The 19356-nt window shown below is 33.6% G+C and carries 21 protein-coding genes and 1 pseudogene; all 22 read left to right on the top strand.

All coding sequences use genetic code 11. The annotated features are described in order from the left end of the window. The 22 genes and pseudogenes from COX77_03830 to COX77_03935 all read left to right on the top strand — a co-directional run bounded on the left by COX77_03830 (position 1) and on the right by COX77_03935 (position 19286). Positions 1-207: pseudogene (locus COX77_03830) on the top strand (DUF1653 domain-containing protein). Positions 208-643: 436 nt separating this feature from the next. After that, a complete protein-coding gene (locus COX77_03835) occupies positions 644-1753 on the top strand; it encodes a hypothetical protein (protein PIZ98631.1) in 1110 nt (369 codons plus the stop codon). A 6-nt stretch (positions 1754-1759) separates the two neighbouring features. Beyond that, on the top strand, positions 1760-2839 hold the full coding sequence (locus tag COX77_03840) for a tRNA 2-thiouridine(34) synthase MnmA (GenBank protein ID PIZ98632.1): 1080 nt from the start codon (positions 1760-1762) through the stop codon (positions 2837-2839). A 34-nt stretch (positions 2840-2873) separates the two neighbouring features. Beyond that, positions 2874-4628, top strand: coding sequence for an alanine--tRNA ligase (locus COX77_03845; protein PIZ98673.1), 1755 nt, complete (start codon positions 2874-2876; stop codon positions 4626-4628). Positions 4629-4859: 231 nt separating this feature from the next. Beyond that, the gene (locus tag COX77_03850) at positions 4860-5096 is read left to right on the top strand and encodes a translation initiation factor IF-1 (GenBank protein PIZ98633.1); all 237 of its coding nucleotides are present in this window, start codon (positions 4860-4862) and stop codon (positions 5094-5096) included. A 6-nt stretch (positions 5097-5102) separates the two neighbouring features. Then, entirely contained in the window at positions 5103-5216 is a 114-nt protein-coding gene (locus COX77_03855; GenBank protein PIZ98634.1) for a 50S ribosomal protein L36, read from the top strand. Positions 5217-5246: 30 nt separating this feature from the next. Then, positions 5247-5636 carry a 30S ribosomal protein S13 gene (locus COX77_03860; GenBank protein PIZ98635.1) on the top strand — a complete coding sequence of 130 codons (390 nt, stop codon included), beginning with the start codon at positions 5247-5249 and terminating at the stop codon, positions 5634-5636. An 18-nt stretch (positions 5637-5654) separates the two neighbouring features. Beyond that, positions 5655-6107: a 30S ribosomal protein S11 gene (locus tag COX77_03865; GenBank protein ID PIZ98636.1), complete on the top strand. Its 453-nt coding sequence runs from the start codon at positions 5655-5657 to the stop codon at positions 6105-6107. A 40-nt stretch (positions 6108-6147) separates the two neighbouring features. Next, a complete protein-coding gene (locus tag COX77_03870; protein ID PIZ98637.1) occupies positions 6148-6762 on the top strand; it encodes a 30S ribosomal protein S4 in 615 nt (204 codons plus the stop codon). Between the two features lie 15 nt (positions 6763-6777). Beyond that, positions 6778-7614 carry a DNA-directed RNA polymerase subunit alpha gene (locus COX77_03875; GenBank protein PIZ98638.1) on the top strand — a complete coding sequence of 279 codons (837 nt, stop codon included), beginning with the start codon at positions 6778-6780 and terminating at the stop codon, positions 7612-7614. Positions 7615-7620: 6 nt separating this feature from the next. Next, positions 7621-7971, top strand: coding sequence for a 50S ribosomal protein L17 (locus COX77_03880; protein PIZ98639.1), 351 nt, complete (start codon positions 7621-7623; stop codon positions 7969-7971). Positions 7972-7975: 4 nt separating this feature from the next. Beyond that, positions 7976-8338 carry a 50S ribosomal protein L13 gene (locus COX77_03885; protein ID PIZ98640.1) on the top strand — a complete coding sequence of 121 codons (363 nt, stop codon included), beginning with the start codon at positions 7976-7978 and terminating at the stop codon, positions 8336-8338. Between the two features lie 5 nt (positions 8339-8343). Further along, positions 8344-8763: a 30S ribosomal protein S9 gene (locus COX77_03890; protein ID PIZ98641.1), complete on the top strand. Its 420-nt coding sequence runs from the start codon at positions 8344-8346 to the stop codon at positions 8761-8763. Between the two features lie 10 nt (positions 8764-8773). Then, positions 8774-10210 (top strand): hypothetical protein, encoded by a 1437-nt coding sequence (locus tag COX77_03895; protein ID PIZ98642.1) that lies wholly within the window; start codon positions 8774-8776, stop codon positions 10208-10210. Continuing rightward, on the top strand, positions 10207-11241 hold the full coding sequence (locus COX77_03900) for a hypothetical protein (GenBank protein PIZ98643.1): 1035 nt from the start codon (positions 10207-10209) through the stop codon (positions 11239-11241). The genes COX77_03895 and COX77_03900 overlap by 4 nt, the downstream gene beginning before the upstream one ends. Beyond that, on the top strand, positions 11228-12415 hold the full coding sequence (locus COX77_03905; protein PIZ98644.1) for a hypothetical protein: 1188 nt from the start codon (positions 11228-11230) through the stop codon (positions 12413-12415). Before COX77_03900 ends, COX77_03905 begins: the two co-directional genes overlap by 14 nt. Continuing rightward, complete coding sequence (locus tag COX77_03910; GenBank protein PIZ98645.1) at positions 12399-13289, top strand: hypothetical protein; 891 nt, start codon at positions 12399-12401, stop codon at positions 13287-13289. The genes COX77_03905 and COX77_03910 overlap by 17 nt, the downstream gene beginning before the upstream one ends. Further along, positions 13258-14688, top strand: a complete 1431-nt coding sequence (locus COX77_03915) for a hypothetical protein (GenBank protein PIZ98646.1) — start codon at positions 13258-13260, stop codon at positions 14686-14688. Before COX77_03910 ends, COX77_03915 begins: the two co-directional genes overlap by 32 nt. Then, positions 14681-15709, top strand: coding sequence for a hypothetical protein (locus COX77_03920; GenBank protein PIZ98647.1), 1029 nt, complete (start codon positions 14681-14683; stop codon positions 15707-15709). Before COX77_03915 ends, COX77_03920 begins: the two co-directional genes overlap by 8 nt. Then, on the top strand, positions 15702-16502 hold the full coding sequence (locus COX77_03925; protein ID PIZ98648.1) for a hypothetical protein: 801 nt from the start codon (positions 15702-15704) through the stop codon (positions 16500-16502). The genes COX77_03920 and COX77_03925 overlap by 8 nt, the downstream gene beginning before the upstream one ends. 44 nt (positions 16503-16546) lie before the next feature. Beyond that, positions 16547-18046: a lysine--tRNA ligase gene (gene lysS / locus COX77_03930; protein ID PIZ98649.1), complete on the top strand. Its 1500-nt coding sequence runs from the start codon at positions 16547-16549 to the stop codon at positions 18044-18046. Between the two features lies 1 nt (position 18047). Next, positions 18048-19286 (top strand): serine--tRNA ligase, encoded by a 1239-nt coding sequence (locus COX77_03935; GenBank protein ID PIZ98650.1) that lies wholly within the window; start codon positions 18048-18050, stop codon positions 19284-19286. Positions 19287-19356 lie beyond the last annotated feature (70 nt).

Genomic DNA, 19356 nt, shown 5'->3' on the forward strand with positions numbered 1-19356 from the left:
ATGAAGATAATACCAAATCAAATTTATCAACATTACAAAACAAAAGACTTTTATCAAGTTGTGAGCATTGTTAAAGATTCAGAAACACTAGAACCAATGGTTGTCTATCAAAATATTAAAACGAAAGAAACTTGGGTGCGATCATTATCAATGTTTAGTGGTCAAATTATAATCAGGCAAAGGAAAGTAAAGAGATTTAAATTAATTTCAGCTTCCCCCAAGGTTAATAAGATTATCATTGCTTCTGGCCCAGTCATTGTGGAAAATAATTGTGTCTTACTAGTAAAACATGGTAAAGATAACTTTTGGAAATTTTGTGGTGGTCGGATAGAGAATCAGGCAGAAAATTTAATTACCACTGCCCAAAGAGAATCACAGGAAGAGTTGGGTATCAACTTGCAAATAATGAAACAAGACCCATATTTTTATTATACTCAGAAAAAAGATCAGCAGACTGTGATTGATATAATTTTAGTTCATTACTTAGCTAAAAGAAGAGGAGTTATTAAGCCAGGAGCGGATATTAAAAATTGGCAATGGTTAAAGTTATCAGAGATTAATAGAAAGCACGATCTAGCACCCAATATCACTCCCACATTAAAACATTTTTTGTTAATTAAATAGGGAATAGTTATCTACTTGTATGCAAAATGAATCTAATCTAAAATTTGAACAGAAAGAAAAAACTAATCCAGAAATAGAAATTGGAAATCCTCATGACATTGAAGGTCTTCTTTTATTTTCAATATTGCAAAATAAAATAGATATCAGTACCTGTGACACCAAGGAAGGTAAGGAAATACTAGCCGAATATCAAGTTGAAGATTTGCGTAAGTTTAGAATTCAATATCAAGAATTGGTAGAATTGACTGATAGTAATAAAGAATTAATAGATTGGTTATCTTTCTCATTTAACAAAAATCAAGATATTAAAGATTGTGTTCTTGAGCAAATAAAAATGCATAAATCTCCTTATTTGCATATTAAACTTAATTATCTTATGTTGAAATTTCATAATCTAATAGCTGAATTTCAGCAAACTATTACCGTGAACGAAAAGACAAGTGATTATATTAACAATGATATTGATCGAAGGCAGAACGATTTATCGGAATTAAAAAATAAAATTAATGAAGCTATAAGTTTTTTTCTGCCAAAGAATTTTGGTAATATTAAGGAATATGTATATTTGCCTCACAATCCGTTAATGAAATCACAATCTGGTTTCGGAATGCACTTAGGTGAAACATATTATATTATGTCAGATCATAATAACCGAGTTAATGAAGTTCATGAATTTCTCCATTCTATTATTAATCCAATAACGGAGAAAATAAAACTAACAGAGGTAGAAAAACGGAGTATATTAGAATTTTCTACTGAAAAAACCAAAGAACATTATGAATTTGCTGCCAGTATTTTAAATGAAACTTTAATTAGGTCTTATCGAACGGGATTTAATGTCGAAAATCAACCTACTTTTGAGTCTTTTAAAAAAATATTGTTATCAACGCCGCGTAATATTATTATTGAGATCTTAGCGCGTGAGCATGGATCTCCTATTACCGATAATATAGACGAACTATTAAATGATGAGAGTATTACGCGTCAATATTATGATAAATATGTCAGAGATAAATTTAAAGATAAAGTTTGGGAATTCTACAAAAGTTATCAAGCAGAAATAAATCAAAATAATACTCAGTCTTTTGAAGATTATTTCTTACAAAATTATAAAAGTATATTTGAATAATTATAAATGGTTAAATTAAAAAAAAGAACAAAAGTAGCTATTGCTATGTCCGGCGGTGTGGATTCATCAGTCGCTGCTTATTTATTATCCCAACAAGAAAAATATGATGTTACCGGCATTTATATGCGTAATTGGAGCGAAGAGTTACCAGAGATCAAAGGCTGCCCATGGGAAACAGATCAACGGGACGCGCAGTTAGTCGCCGATCAATTAAAAATACCTTTTTATGTAGTGAACTTTGAAAAGGAATATTATGAGCTAGTGGTGCAATATATGATTGATAATTACCAACGAGGTTTGACTCCTAATCCGGACGTGATGTGTAATCAGGAAATCAAGTTTGGTGTTTTTTTAGATAAAGTTTTAAATTTAGGATTTGATCTAATGGCAACTGGACACTACGCTAGTGTTAGCAAAATAAATAATCAATATTATATTGGGCAGGCAAAGGATTTAAATAAGGATCAATCATATTTTTTAGCCAGACTGAAAGATGAACAGATTCGACATACAATTTTTCCTTTAAGTAATTTAACAAAACCGAAAATCAGAAAGATCGCCAAACAAATAAAGTTGCCAGTGGCCGATAAAAAAGATTCCCAGGGTATTTGCTTTATTGGCAATATAAAAGTTCGTGATTTTTTAAAACGCAAATTTAAAGGAACGCCAGGAAAAATTATTGATATTCATAATAAAAAAATACTCGGTCAACATCAAGGTGTGGAGTTTTTTACTATTGGTCAACGGGAAGGTATCGAAGTCGGTGGTACTGGTCCGTACTATGTCGTTAATAAGAGTTTAAAGAGTGGTAATTTATTCGTTACTAATAATATCGATGATCCATTACTCATCAGCAAACAACTGATTTTGCATTCTGTTCGTTGGTTAGCAGCGAGTCCGAAACAACCATTAAAATGCGGTGTACGCATCCGTTATCGCGACAAAATAATTCCCTGCCAAGTATTAATCAAGCATAAATTGATAACCGTTAAATTAGCAGCTGGACAACGCGCAGTCACTCCTGGTCAAGTTGCTGCTTTTTACGATCAACAGGGAATAATAATTGGTAGCGGCATTATTGCTTGATTTTATCCTTATTTTTGTTAAAATTGAAGTCATGATTACAGCCCAACAATTAAGAGAAAAATATACTACTTTTTTTGCCAGTAAAGGCCATCAAATCATTGATGGTGCTTCTTTGATTCCCGAAAATGATCCGTCGGTTTTGTTTACCACTGCCGGTATGCACCCACTTGTGCCTTTTTTATTAGGAAGCAAACATCCAAGTGGTAATAAACTAACAAGTTGTCAGCGTTGTATTAGAACTGGTGATATTGAAGAAGTAGGTGATGATACTCATCTGACGTTTTTTGAAATGCTGGGTAATTGGAGTTTAGGAGATTATTTTAAGGATGATGCTATTGAATATAGTTGGGAATTTTTAACATCACCAAAGTGGCTAAATATTAATCCCCAAAAAATAGGTATAACTGTATTTGCCGGTGATCAGGATGCTTCAGTTGATGAAGAGTCAGTAAATAAATGGTTAAGTCTTGGTGTTCCTCAACATAAGATAGCTTATTTACCAAAGGAAAATAATTGGTGGGGCCCAGCTGGTCAGACAGGACCTTGTGGACCTGATACGGAAATGTTTTATTATGTTGGTGATGGATTACCTTCGGAAAATTCCAATCCCGGCAATGACGAGAGTAATTGGGTAGAAATATGGAATGACGTATTTATGCAATACAGTAAAGAAGCTGATGGTAGTTATTTTGCTTTGGCACAAAAAAATGTTGACACGGGCATGGGACTAGAACGAACATTAGCTGTAATCAATGGCTATCAGACTATTTATGAAACAGATGTTGTTAAACCAATTTATGATCTAGTGTATTCTTTAGCGCAAGATAAAAGCAATTTGAAAGCCATAAGAATTATTACTGATCATCTGCGAGCAGCCACATTTATCATTGGTGATGAGAGGGGAGTGATACCATCAAATACTGATCAAGGTTATGTTGTTCGCCGTTTAATTCGTTCCGCTATTCGTCGCGGACGAGAAGTAGGTATTGTTAATTCCTTTATTCCAGCAATTGCCGCAGAAACTATAAAATTATATGCGCCGACGTACAATTGTTTAAAGCAAAATCAACAAAAAATACTGTCAGAGTTTTCGATCGAAGAAGAAAAATTTAAAAAAGTATTAGATCGGGGCGAAGAAATTATTCAGGAGTATGCCAGGCAAGGCTCTATTGATGGCGTGACAGCCTTTAAATTATATTCAACTTATGGATTTCCCTTAGAAGAAATACAAAGATCTAATATTCAGGTGGATGCTGAGCAATTTTTTGCTGAATTAAAAAAACACCAAGAGTTATCACGACAAGGGGCAGAGCAAAAATTTAAGGGTGGCTTAGCTGATAATTCGGAAATGGTAACTAAATTACATACCGCTACTCATTTATTGCACGCAGCTTTACGAAAAGTATTAGGCGAACATATTGCTCAAAAAGGGTCAAATATAACCTCAGAAAGACTGCGCTTTGATTTTTCTCATCCCATTAAGTTAACTACTGACGAGCTGACAAAGGTGGAAAAATTAGTTAATGAGGCAATTCAGCAAAAATTAGCTGTTTCCTGGCAAGAATTATCTGTGGAAAAGGCCAAGGAGCAAGGTGCTTTGGGTTTATTCAATCAAAAATATGGTGAGCTAGTCAAAGTTTATACAGTAGGCAAAGATGATAGAATATTCTCCCGGGAAATTTGTGGTGGTCCACATGTGGCAAATACTGGTGAATTAGGTCATTTTAGTATCTTAAAGGAAGAAGCATCATCAGCCGGTGTACGCAGAATAAAATCTATCCTGAAATAGCTCTTGACTATTTCCGTGAATTCTAATAACATATTATAGCCCTTAAATTACTTGACTAGTTTGCAAAAAATATATTATACTATGCCAAGTAATAAGATTATCGAAAAAAAACCATAAAAATCGCCCACAAAAAAATTAATACAGTGAGACAACATGCATCGTTTACTAAGGAAGAGATCTGGTTAAAACCAAGCATTTTGAGTAAATGGTCTGTTTTTTTTAGTTATTTTAATGAGTAATCTTGATTTTCAAACAAATAAAAAAGGTTTTATTGAAGTAGTTGGTGTTGTGACCGAATTACTACCCGCCGCAACATTCCAGGTAAAACTGGAAAATGAGCATGAGTTACTGGCTCATTTATCTGGAAAAATGAGGATTAATCGCATTAAAATACTACCCGGTGATAAGGTCAAGCTAGAAATTAGTCCTTATGACCTCACCAAAGGTAGAATAACCTATCGATATTAAAACATTATGAAAGTTAGATCTTCAGTTAAAAAAATTTGTAAAGATTGTAAAATTATTCGACGTTCTGGACGGGTTGTTTGTATTTGTAAAAATCCTAAACACAAGCAAAGACAAGGCTAAATAAAATTACGTAATATAATAAAATTACTTATGGCAAGAATCGCAAACATCAATATACCCAATGAAAAAAGAGTTGTTATTAGCTTAACTTACCTTTTTGGTATCGGCCGAACATTATCCCAGAAAATTTTAACTGATCTGAAAATTGATATCAGTAAACGAGTTAAAGATTTAACAGAGGAAGAGTTAAAATTGATTCGTGATCATTTAGCCAAAAATTATAAAGTTGAAGGTGATTTACGACGAGAAATCTTGATGAATATCAAAAGATTAAAAGAAATCAGTTCCTATCGTGGCACTCGTCACGCCCGTGGTCTACCGGCTCGCGGTCAAAGAACCAAAACCAATTCTCGTACTGTCCGCGGCAATGTTCGTCGCACAATGGGTAGTGGTCGTGCTAAATCAGCGGAAAAAACTTAATTATAATTCATATTTTATATGTCGAGAAAAAAAAGACTATTAGATAAGCAGAAAAAAAGAGCCGGTGCGAAGAAATACATTATCAATCCGGAAAAACAGTCCAAGAAGAAAAAGGTTAAAAAAATGATTAAGCGGGGACAGGCTCATGTTCAAGCTACATATAATAATACAATTGTAACGATAACCGATTTAAATGGTGCCGCTATTGGTCAAAGCTCAGCAGGTAGCTGTGGCTTTAAAGGACCAAAAAAGGCCACACCCTACGCTTCTAGTATCATTGTAAAGACGTTAGTTGATAAAGTGAAAAATTATGGTTTGCAAGAAGTTGATGTTTATGTCCGCGGTGTCGGTGCTGGACGCGAAGCAGCGGTACGTGCTTTACACGCCAATGGTTTGAATGTTTTAAGTATCAAAGATATGACACCAATACCGCACAATGGTTGTCGTTCGAAAAAACCGCGAAGAGTTTAATTAACCCAACAATATTTTATTTTTAATAAATCATTAATTTATGGGAAGATATACAGGACCAAAATGGAAATTATCTAGGCGTGAAGGTATTGAATTACGTGATGAAGGAAAAAGAGCCTTAGCTAAAAGAAATTATGTGCCAGGTGCCCATGGACCAACTAACAAAAGTGGTCGCTTATCGGGTTATGGTAAACATTTACGAGAGAAACAGAAAGCTAAGAGAATTTATGGCTTATACGAAAAACAATTTCGTAATACTTATAATTTAGCAGTTAAGAATACCGGCGATACATCGGTAAATTTATGCCAGTTACTGGAATCGCGTTTAGATAATATTGTTTATCGCATTGGTTGGGCAACTTCCCGTTCGCAAGCGCGACAATTAGTTAGTCATGGACATATCACTATTGATGGCCAGAAAGTAAATATTCCATCATATCAAACTAAAGTTGGTAGCCAGATTTCCGTCAAACCATCTTATCAGAAAAAGACATATTGGCAGGGCGTTCTTGGTAAAATGGAAAAGAAGAATTTTTTATCCAATTTGAACTATGATCATAGCAAGCATATAGCTACTATTACTAGCAAGCCAGATATGCAAGAATTAGCTGTGCCGTTTGATCCAACTTTAATTATTGAATTTTATTCTAAATAAAATTAGCACAAAATTATGTTCAACATTACGCCACCTGATAAAATTAATTTTAAAAAGATTTCGGACAATAAGGCCGAGGTGATTATCGAACCTTGTTACCCAGGCTTTGGTGTTACTATTGGTAATTCTTTACGTCGTGTTTTATTATCCTCATTAGATGGTGCCGCAGTTGTTGGCTTTAAAATCGTTGGTGTTGACCATGAATTTAACAGCATTCCTTTTGTTAAAGAGGACGTCGTTGATATTATCTTAAACTTGAAGAAAGTGCGAGTAAAAATATATGCCGATGTTGATGAAGAAATAAAATTAAATCTTGTTGCTACTGGTGAAAAGGTAGTCACCGCTGCTGATATTTCTAAAAATTCTGATGTGGAAATTGTTAGTGGTGATCAACCAATCGCTACCTTGACAGACAAAAATGTCAAGTTAGATATGGAGATTATTGTTAAAAAGGGAAGAGGTTATGTGATGGTTGAACGGCGTGATAAAGAGAAGCTAGAGATCGGAACGATTGCTATTGACGCTCTTTACTCACCTGTAGTTAACGTTGCGTTTAAAATTGAAAATACTCGTGTTGGTGAAATGACCAACTATGAAAAGCTCATTCTAGAAATACAAACTGATGGTTCCATCACTCCTAAGAGCGCAATTCAATCAGCGGTCAATATTTTAGTCAATGAATTTGAGTATTTATTAAATTTAGATGATGCAATCAGTAAAAAAAGCGTTAGTAAGGATAGCAAACAAGAAGAGGTTAACGAACAACCAGATGAAGAAATTGCCGAAAAAGTTGAAGAGTTAGCCGATAAAAAGGAAAAAAAGCGTGGCCGACCTAAAAAGAATGATAAGTAATATTATATGAGACATAATAAAAAGAGAGATAAATTGAGTAGAAAATCTAGTGTCGTGAAGCCTATGATGTATAATTTGGCTACTCAAATTATTATGTATGAGGCGATCGAAACTACTGAAGCTAGAGCAAAGTTAGTTAAAAAATACCTTGAGCCGCTAATTACCCGTGCTAAGGTGGACAATTTAGCCAATCATCGCCATATGATTGCTCGATTAAGATTAAAAAAAGCTATTGCCAAGTTATTCAAAGTGTTAGGACCACGATATGTAAAGCGCAATGGTGGCTATACCCGCATTATCAAAATTGGCCAACGAGCCGGTGATAATGCCTTAAAATGTAGAATAGAATTAGTATAATAATATGACGCAAAAAATAAACCGTAAACATCATCAATTAAATGCCGAGGGACAAGCTGCCGGACGTTTAGCTAGTGCTGTAGCTAGTTTGCTAATGGGTAAGGGAAAAGTAGATTACGCAGCTAATGTTGATCAGGGTGACTTTGTGATCGTTAGTAATATTAATGCCTTAAAGTTTACCGGAAAAAAATTAGTTAATAAAATTTATTATCGACATTCTGGTTATCCTGGTGGTCTGACAGAAACTAAATTAGGTGAAAGAATGAAGAAGCAGCCAGAAATATTATTTAAATCAATAGTGAAGACTATGCTGCCAAAAAATAAATTACAAAACTTGATGATTAAACGATTAACCGTTCTAAAATAATTTGTATGGAGAAAAGTATTAAACAGTCAAAAGGAAAATTTATTACTGCCGTTGGTAAAAGAAAAACGGCTATTGCTAGCATTCGTTTAGTGGAGCAGAAAGAAAACAAGGAAGTTATTATTAACGAAAAGACGCTTAGCGAATATTTTAATAATTACACTTGGCAGAAAACAGTATTGGCACCACTTAATCTTTGTGGTTTACTAAATCATTATCACATAACAATAAAAGTTTCTGGTGGCGGACCAAATAGTCAGGCGGAAGCAATTAGACATGGCATTAGTAAAGCCATTTTAATAATTGATCCAAATTATCGAAAAGCTTTGAAGGCAGTGGGCTATTTACGTCGTGACCCACGTAAAAAAGAACGCAAGAAACCAGGATTAAAAAGAGCACGTCGTGCCCCACAATTCTCCAAAAGATAATTTCTCATCTATGCTTGCTAATCAGACAGTTTTTAAGAATACTAGTCTGTTATTGCTTTCGTTAGTTATTCAAAAAATACTTTCTTTTATTTATTTTTCTTATTTAGCAACCCGGTTGGGAGTTCAGCAAACCGGGTTGTATTTTTATATTCTGGCAATCACAGCAGTGACTTCAGTTCTGCTGGATTTTGGCTTAAACAATCTATTAATTAGAGAAATTGCCAGTGATCGGAATAATCAAAATAAATACCTAACCAATGCGGTATTGTTAAAAATAATTTATTTAATATTAGTTAATAGTTTATTTTTTATCATTTATTTTTTCGGTTTTTTTGGGACTATTAATAATCTAGCCTTAGGGCTCGCTGTTTTAATAATGAATGTGGAAACGATAACTATTTTTTTATATTCTCTGCAAAGAAGTATTCATATTACAATTTATGAATCAATGGGTAATATTATTTTTCAGACATCTTTGCTATTGTTAGGCTACTTAGCGTTACGACAATTTCCGCAAGTTACCGTAGCTTTATCCTGTTTATTAGTTGCGGCTTTTGTTAATTTTTCTTTTGCTGCTTGGCAGACAAAAAAAAGCTCATTCAATTTTGTTGTTAAATTCATTGATTATATATTTCTAAAAGATTTTTTTATTCTTAGTTGGCCTTTTGCTCTCATGGCGATAGCTAATCGTATTTATGGTTATCAAGATGTATTTTTATTAAGAGCCTTAGCTGGTGAGCAAGCCGTTGGTTTCTACAGCCTGCCTTATAAAATAACTTTTGTATTTCAGTTCATACCCCTGGCTTTGATTGCCGCTCTGTATCCGGCGTTTAGTTATTGGTGGCAGCAGAATCACGAGCAACTAATGAATTTGTTTGAGCGTTCTGTCACGATTTTATTATTGATAGTCTGTCCGATAGTAATATCAATCTATTACTATAGTACCGACATCATGTTATTGATTTATGGTTGGCCATACTATCCAGCAGCTAATATTTTACAACTATTAATTTTGTCATTACCTTTTATTTTTATTAATTTCCCCGTTGGTTATTTACTAAATGCAGCCAATCGTCAAAAAGTTAATTTACTAAATATTAGCTTGACACTATTATTAGGAATTATTGGTAATTTACTACTAATTCCTTATTATGGTTTCATCGGTGCCGCTATGGTTAGCTTGTTTTGTGCAATGGTACTTAGTATTTTAAATATAATTCAATTACGAACGATTATTTCCTGGTCACGAGATTGGTTGCAGTTGATCTTAAAAATTCTAACCATTGTTATTATTCACGTAATGCTATTAAAAATATTGGCTTTCTTACCTTTTGTTTTATCGGCTATTATTGGTATAATCGTATATATAATACTAATTTTTATTTTTCGATTGATAAATAGGAATGACGTCTTAGCATTAATCAAAGTATTGAAAATTAATCAATGAGGATAGTGCTGCTAACAATGGAATATCCACCGCAAAAAGGAGGAGTCGCCAATTATTATTGGGGGCTAGTTCAAGCTTTGCAAAAAGATTGGAATTTAACCATGGATGTTCAAATAGTCAAAGAAGGATATCGCTGGTATCAAATACTCAAAAATATCTGGCGGCAACACTGTGACTATTTATGGGTTGGTCAAATATTGCCTATTGGCACCGCTGCTTTGATATTAAACTATTATCAACAACAAAAGTATATAGTTTCTTTACACGGCATGGATATTAATTTAGCTCTTAAACATAAAAGTTGGTTAACGAAAAAGATTTTACAACGAGCTAGATTTATTATTGTTAATAGCCATTATACGGCACAGTTGATACCCAAGTATATTGATCAAAAAAAAATTATTATAGCTTATCCTTGTCCGCATATAACTTATCAAGTTGACCAATCAGAGCTGTTACTCTTAAAAGATAAATATCATTTGCCAGACAATTACATTCTGTCTGTTGGACGTTTAGTAGAACGTAAGGGATTTCAATTAGTATTACAAGCAATAGCTGATCTATCCGATCGCTATCCTGACATATTTTATGTCATTGTTGGTTCTGGCCCCTACCATGAATATTTACAACAAATAGTAATAAAATTAGGATTGCAAAAAAAAGTATTGTTTTTATCAATAGCAGATGATAGAGAATTGGCTGGTATCTATCAGTTAGCTAAATTTTTATGTAATCCTACTTTAGTTAAGGGAGCTGATGTCGAGGGTTTTGGCATTGTCTATCTAGAGGCTAATTACTTTCAAAAAGCGGTCATTGCTTTTGCTAGTGGTGGAGTTACCGAAGCCGTTTCTGATTTAGTTACTGGCTTAATATCAACACCACAAAAACTGATTAATGATATTGAAAGGTTATGGCTGGATCAAAGTCTTGCTACCGAGCTAGGCAATAAAGGATCAAAAATAGTACAAACAAAATTCTCGTATCAACGACAAGCCCAACAAATTATTTCTAAATTATATGCAAAAGATTAACATAGTCATGTTTAATATGTCTGCCTATAGTGATTGGCAGGGCGGTGTTAGTAATAGAAACTACCACCTCCTCAAGTCTTTACTAGCCGACGAAAGAGTCAATAAAATACTAGCTATTGATTATCTACCATGGTCATTCAAGCAATTTTGTAAACACATTTTTTTTGGTTATTGGTTGATGCCTTTTTTTCAGCATGACAAAATATTAAAACGAATGTTTTTAGCTAATCTATTTCAGATTAATCAAAACCTCTATGTTTTCAATGCCCCTTTGTACTATTTGAGTCGACCGAAATTTTATCAGAAGTTGCGAGAGATGATTAAGGAAATATGGTCAGCGGAGAAATATATTTGTTGGTCGTGTAATCCCATGGAAACAGAGTATTACGCACAACTGTCGGCAAATTTATACATTTTTGATGCTATTGATAATTGGAGTCTGCATCCATCATATAGCAAAAAAATTCAGCTATTGAAAAATAATTATAAAGTTATTGAACTAAAATCAGATGTCATTTTTGCTGTTGCTAATGAATTACAAAATATTTTTGCTACCAATAATAATGTTTATTGGGTACCCAATGGTATTGATTTACATCATTATCAAAATATTAGAAAAATAACTGACCGACGCATAGCTGATTTGCCCCGACCTATTATTGGTTATATTGGTGTTATTTTAAATCGATTAGATTGGCCAATTATTGAATATCTAGCTCAGCATAATCCAAAAAAATCTATTGTATTAGTTGGCTCATATAAAGGTCGTTTGCAGTATTGGGATAGAGAGTTAATCAAAAAAATTAAACAGTATCACAATATTCATCTTTTAGGTTTTGTCACCTATCAAGAAGCACCAAGTTATATTTGTCAATTTGATGTCGGTATTATTCCCCATCGAATAAATACTTATGTAGCCAGTACTAATCCCATGAAAATGTATGAATATTTTGCTTGTGGTAAACCAATAGTAGCCACACCAGCGCCAGGATTAAATATGTTTCCCGATATTGCCCTTGCGGATAATCCAATTGATTTCAATGATCTGGTTATTCGTGAGCTCTTGCAAGATAATTCGGCAGCACAAGAGCAACGTAAAAAAACGATAACCAATCATTCTTGGACCGAAAGAGTTAATAAAATGTTGAATATCATTTATGAACGACTCAATTAAATTGTCAGTAATTATCGTCAGCTGGAATGTGGCCGAGCAGATTGAGCGCTGTTTGTTGTCGATTGATAAATATTTATCGAAGATAAATAAAGAGGTAATAGTAATTGATAATAACTCCACTGATCAAACTAAAGATTTAATTAAACAAAGATTTCCTGGGGTTAAATTAATTATCAATTCAATCAATAAGGGTTTTGCTGCAGCCAATAATCAAGGCGCCCAGATAGCTCAAGGCGAATATTTTCTTATTTTAAATCCGGATACTGAATTTATTGATGAGTCTTTAGGATCAGCGCTGGCGTTTATGGATCAGCAGCAGAATATTGGAATTTGTGGGATTAATATTATTAATCGCGATCAATCTGATCAGTTATCGATTCGCCCGTTTCCTGATTTATATTCACAAATAATTACGTTAGGGAAATTAAACAACATCTGGCCACAATTGAATAAGCATTATTTATCCATCAATTTTGACTATCATCAAAGTCAATCAGTTGCTAGTATTAGCGGTGCTTGTTTTTTAATTAAGAGTAAAGTCTGGTCTCAATTGAACGGTTTCGATGAACATTTTTTTATTTGGTTTGAAGAAGTTGATTTATGCTATCGTTGTCAGCAAAGCGGTTTAACTGTTTACTACTATGCACCAGCGTGTATTATTCATGATGGCGCACAAAGTTTTTCGCAATTACTGCCGTGGGCAAAACAAAAGCTATTCAATCGTTCCTTATTATACTATTTTCGTCAGCATCAACCGGGGTGGCAATTAATTATACTGCGGTTACTGTTGCCATTTAATTATTTATTAACTATTTTACAAACGTTAGTAAGCACAACAAAAAATGTCTATACAATTGTTCGATCGAAAAATTAATATCTATATTTGCGTTGCTCTGACTTTATTTTTTTTATCTTTATTTACCTATTTATATTTACCAGCTCAGGCCGTTATTTGGTGGCTGATCTTTGTATTAACTTTAGTAATTGCTTGTCGCAACGTTACCAATGGTTTGCTCATAATGTTTGCGGAATTATTTATTGGCGCTCAAGGACATCTTTTTAATTGGCATTTATACGGCTATGACATCTCCCTGCGCATTGGCATATTTATTGCTGTATTTATCGGATTTATGGTAGCGATAGTAAAATTTAAAGGGCAGAAATGGCAGCAGCCCTATATTTATTATCTTTTTTTAGGCAGTTTATTAATAGCTATAGTCAAAGGATTATATTTTAATTCTTCAGCTGTAACTTTTTTTGATTTTAATAACTATTTATTTCTGTTAATTTTACCAGTAGTAAATTATATTTACGATCGAAGTTTTTTACAAAATGTCGCTAAATTAATGATTGCCGCTGTCCATGTATTAGCTCTCGAAGCGCTATTATTATTTTATGCTTTTGCCCATCAACTAAGTTGGCTGGACCTAGGTTTATTATATAAATGGGTGCGTGATTTACGTTTGTATGAAATAACACATGTAGTGGAAAATTATTACCGAATTTTTTCACCCAGTCAAATATATTCCGTTGTAGTTTTAATACTATTAACCATAATGCTGATCTATTGGCAGCGACGGGAATTAGTAATCAAGAATAATATTTATTTTTGGTTATCATTTTTTTCCGCATTTGTCTTATTAGTCATAAGCTTTTCTCGTAGTAATTGGCTAGCGGCAATAATAGTTTTACCGTTTATGCTTTTTGTATTTTATTATCAAAAACTACTTAGTTGGCAGCAATCAATAAAAGTTATATTAATAATTGGTAGTTCTTTGGCACTAGCTATCTTGTTTATATTTATTTGCAGTGGTTCCTGGCAAGGAAATGTTTTACAAAACCGCATTGATAATTTAACGGAAGAAGCTGCATCTTCTCGTTTAGCTCAACTTCAACCACTACTAGTGGCTATTAATAACCAGCCGTTTACTGGCTATGGTTTTGGTAAAATGCTAACATACCAGTCAGCTGATCCGAGAATTCAAAACAGTCAAAATCCTCAAGGTAATTACACGACTTCGGCCTTTGAATTAGGATACTTGGATATTTGGCTCAAAATTGGTTTAATTGGTTTAATATTCTATCTGGGCTATTTATACTCAATTTTGAAAAAAAACCTTTACCTGCCCGATATTTTGCAAAAAAAAGCTATCTATTCTTTAGCATTTAACTACGGTTTAATAGCTTTAATGATAATATCAATTTTTAGTCCCTACTTAAATCACCCTTTAGGCTTCGGCCTAATATTATTAGCCATCGTACCACATGATTAAAAACAGCAAAAAACTATCGATAATTGTAGTTACCCGCAATGCCGATAACTATTTATATGATTGTCTAAATTCAGTATTTGCTCAGGATTTAGAAAACACTGAATTTGATTTACTAATTATTGATAATTGTTCAAACGATGATACGATTAGAATTATTCAAGAAAATTATCCTCAAATAAAATTCATTCAGTTAAAAAACAATGTTGGTTTTAGTAAGGCTTATAATTTGGGTATTGCTTGGACAAAGGGTGAATATATTTTGTGTTTAAACCAAGACGTTGTTTTAGATAAAGAATATTGTTCCACTTTAATTGAATATTTGAATCAAAATGTCACAACAGCTGCAGTCACCGGTAAAATTTTGCGTTATGATTTTTTGCAGCATCAAACTGTAAATACTATTGATACTCTCGGCATCCAAGTAAAACATAATCATCAGTTTATCGATTTTGCTCAAGGACAAAATAATATTAGTGATTATAATCAAGTAGTAGAAATCTTTGGCGTTTCAGCTGCCGTGGCTATTTATCGACGCGTTGCCCTAGATCAGGTTAAAATAAATTATACTGGATATCAGGCCGAATATTTTGACGAAGACTTCTTTGCGTACAAAGAAGACATTGACTTAGCATATCGTTTACGATTGAATAATTGGCAATCATTCATGATACCAAACGCCATTGCTTACCACGCGCGAGCTAATAGGGGAGTAGTGGGTTTAACTGATCATCAAATAGGTCGTTTAGCATACAAAAAAAATCATTATTTAAACTATCTTTCTTATCGTAACCATTTGGCAGTGCTACTAAAAAATGAATTTTTGGTAAACTTAATTATTGATAGCCCCCAAATAATATGGTATGAGCTGAAAAAAATATTATTTATGAGCCTGACTAATAAATATTTTTGGCTAAAGCTTTTGCTAGCAATAAAATTTTATCGCCGCATCTGGAAAAAAAGAAAATTAGTAAAAAAAATGATCAAGGTTAACTATACTAATATTCGCCAATGGTATGTCTGAGTACAATATTAAACTATCTATCATCATCCTAAATTATAATACCCCTAAATTGGTAAAATATTTATTAACTAATTTTTTTGATCTGAAAAAAAATTTTAGCTATGAGGTGATAGTCATTAATAATGGGGAAAAGACCAAATTCTTGGAAGAAATACGTGCCTTTAGAAACAGTATAAAAGTTAGGGAGATACCCAATCATGGCTATGCAGCTGGTAATAATACTGGTATGCGCGCAGCTAGTGGCGAGTATGTTATGATTATGAATCCTGATTTATATTGGCATGATGGTGAAATTGAAAAAATGATTGATTATCTTGATCAACATACCGAGGTTGGCATTTTGGGTCCTAAATTAATATATCCTAGTCAAGAAGTGCAGTATTCTTGCTTACGCTATCCTGATTGGCACCTACCTTTTTATCGTCGCTCAAAATTAAGTCAAACAACAAGAGCACAAAAATGGTTGGATCATTATTTACTAAAAGATTATAATCACCAAACCGCGCGAGCAGTTGATTGGTTGTTCGGAGCTTGTTTATTAGTTCGTCAGCGGGCTATTGCGCAGGTTGGTTTATTAGATGAACAGTATTTTATGTATTTTGAAGATTTAGATTGGTGTCGACGCTTCAATAACGCCAGTTGGCAGGTGCACTATTTACCAACAGCGCAAGTCATTCATTTTCATCATCGTGATTCAGCAGATAAAATTGGTTTTTTTGGCTTCTTTACCAAATTAGGAAGAATTCATTTTTATAGTTGGCTTAAATATTTAAGAAAGTGGAACTTTTCTTGATTTTTTTGGGCAAAATGGTATGATAAATAAATAACAACAAGACCATGACTGATGAACAAAAAAATATTAATCCTTTTGAAGAATATACAATTCGTTGTCAGAAATTAGAAAAAATTAAGGAATTAAATATTGATCCTTACCCTAGTGAACGAATTGAGTATTTAAGCAACAATCAACTGGTTGCTAATTTTAATGAATATTTAGAACAGAAAAAAAGCGTCACCATAGTTGGTCGGCTTCGTAGTAAAAGATGGCATGGCGGTTCCTGTTTTGCTAATTTGGAAAATAATTGGCAACAAATCCAAATTTATTTTAAGAAAGACGAGGTTGGTAAAGCAGATTATGAAATTTTTGTCGATTTGCTAGACGTTGGTGATATTATTCAAATTTCCGGTGAACCTTTTTTGACGAAACGTGGTGAAAAAACTATTTTAGTAAAAAAATATCATTTACTTAATAAATCTTTATTACCGCTACCGGAAAAATGGCATGGTCTTAGTGATATTGAGACGAGATTTCGCCAACGTTATTTAGATTTAATAGCTAACAATGAAGTTAAAGATATCTTCTTAAAAAGACAAGCGATTATTAATTATTTAAGAAATTATTTAGATAACCAAAGTTTTATGGAAGTTGATACGCCAATTTTGCAATCGCTTGCTGGTGGTGCTATTGCTGAACCGTTTGTTACTCATCATCGAGCATTAGACATCGATTTGTTTTTACGGATTGCACCAGAAATATTTCTGAAGAAACTGATTATCGGCGGATTTACGAAAATTTATGAAGTAGCACGATGTTTTCGCAATGAAGGCATTGATCATGCTCACAATCCAGAGTTCACCCAAATTGAGTTATATTGGGCTTATCAGGATTATCTCGGTCTGATGGATTTTACTGAACAAATGATTAGTCAGCTAGTTTGGGAAATCAATGGTAGCTTTTTAGTTAACTACGACGGTCATGATTATAACTTCCAGCCACCTTGGCCACGTATTGATTATCGCGAAGAGTTGATTAAACGCTGCAAAGTTGATATTAATAATTACCCGACAGCCTATGAATTAAAACCCTTAGCAATAAAACTGGGTATTGCAGTAGCTGATGAATGGGGTAAAGGTAAAATTATAGACGAATTATATAAGAAGTATGTCCGTAATGAGATACCAGGACCGTTCTACATAGTTAATCACCCGATTGAATTATCACCGCTGGCTAAGAAAAATAAAAAGGAACCAAATTTTGTTGATCGTTTTCAGCTGGTAGTAGCGGGATTTGAGTTAGTTAATGCCTTTAGTGAATTAAATGATTCTTTTGATCAAGCTGAGAGATTTGTTGAACAACAACGACTGAAAGATGAAGGTGATCAAGAGGCAGTGCCGTATGACGCTGAATACGTTGAGGCGCTCAAATATGGATTACCACCAACTGCGGGTTTGGGTTTGGGAATTGATCGTTTAGTGCAAATTCTAACTAACCAACATAACATAAAAAATGTTATATTTTTTCCTACTTTAAAACCAAAATTGGAAGATAAAAAATAATATGTTAGATATCAATTTAATTCGGCAAAACATTCAAAATATTCAGAATAATTTAGCTCGACGTGATAGCTCTCGAGATTTTCATTTAGTTGATATTTGCAGCTTAGATGATCAGCGTCGATCATTAATTCAGCAGGTTGATGATTTTAAAAAACAACAAAATATTTTAGCTAAAGGCGGTAAGCCAACAGCTGAACAGGTAACCGAGGGAAAAGAATTACGTGATCAAGTTACACGAATAGCAGTGACATTAAAGGATACAGAACAAAAATTAGATTTGCTGATGAGTGAATTGCCCAATCTTATTGCTGATGATGTGGTAGCGGGTGGTAAAGAAAATAATATCATTGTTAAAACTAACTTAAAATTAACCAAATTTTCTTTTACACCCAAAGATCATGTAGCTTTAGCCACAGAATTAGGTCTTATTGATTATGCCCGAGCGGTGAAAATAGCTGGTAGTGGATTTTGGGCTTATGTTGGTCAGGGTGCAGTATTAGAATGGGCATTATTAAATTATTTTATTGATTTTCACCGACAAAATAATTATTGTTTCGTAATTCCACCTTTTCTATTGACGGAAAAATCCGCTTATACTTCCGGTCATTTACCTAAATTCAGAGATGATTTATTTTGGACTGAAGACAAGCTATGTCTCAATGCAACTAGCGAGATGATGCTGGGAAATTTTCACCGTGATGAGATTTTAGATGAACAAAAATTACCACTAAAATATTTTGCCTATTCTCCTTGTTTTCGTCGTGAAGCCGGTAGTTACCGAGCAGAGGAGAGAGGAATGATTCGCGGTCATCAGTTTAATAAAATTGAAATGTTTCAGTTGACAAAGCCAGAAGATTCTTGGTCAGCCTTTGATGAATTAGTTACTAATGCAGAAAAATTATTAATTGGTTTAGGATTGCATTTTAATACTGTTAAATTAGCCGCTGGTGATTGTAGCTCAGCCATGGCAAAAACTTATGATTTAGAAGTTTATCTACCAAGTATGCAGGGTTATAAAGAAGTTAGTAGTATATCTAATGCCCTGGACTATCAAGCTCGCCGTGGACATATTCGATTTAAACGTCATGGTAAGAGTGAGTATGTTCACACCTTAAATGCATCTGGTTTAGCTACCAGTCGCTTACTACCGGCGATTTTGGAACAATACCAGCAAGCTAATGGTTCAGTCATAGTTCCCGAGGTATTACAAAAGTATTGTGGCTTTAGTATCATTGAATAACAATCATGCGTCGTAAAATATCGATAGGATTTGCTTGGTTAAAACAATCGAGGATTAATTGTCAGCAGTA

The sequence above is a fragment of the Candidatus Komeilibacteria bacterium CG_4_10_14_0_2_um_filter_37_10 genome, from assembly GCA_002793075.1.
Classification (GTDB): domain Bacteria; phylum Patescibacteriota; class Patescibacteriia; order UBA1558; family UBA1558; genus UM-FILTER-37-10.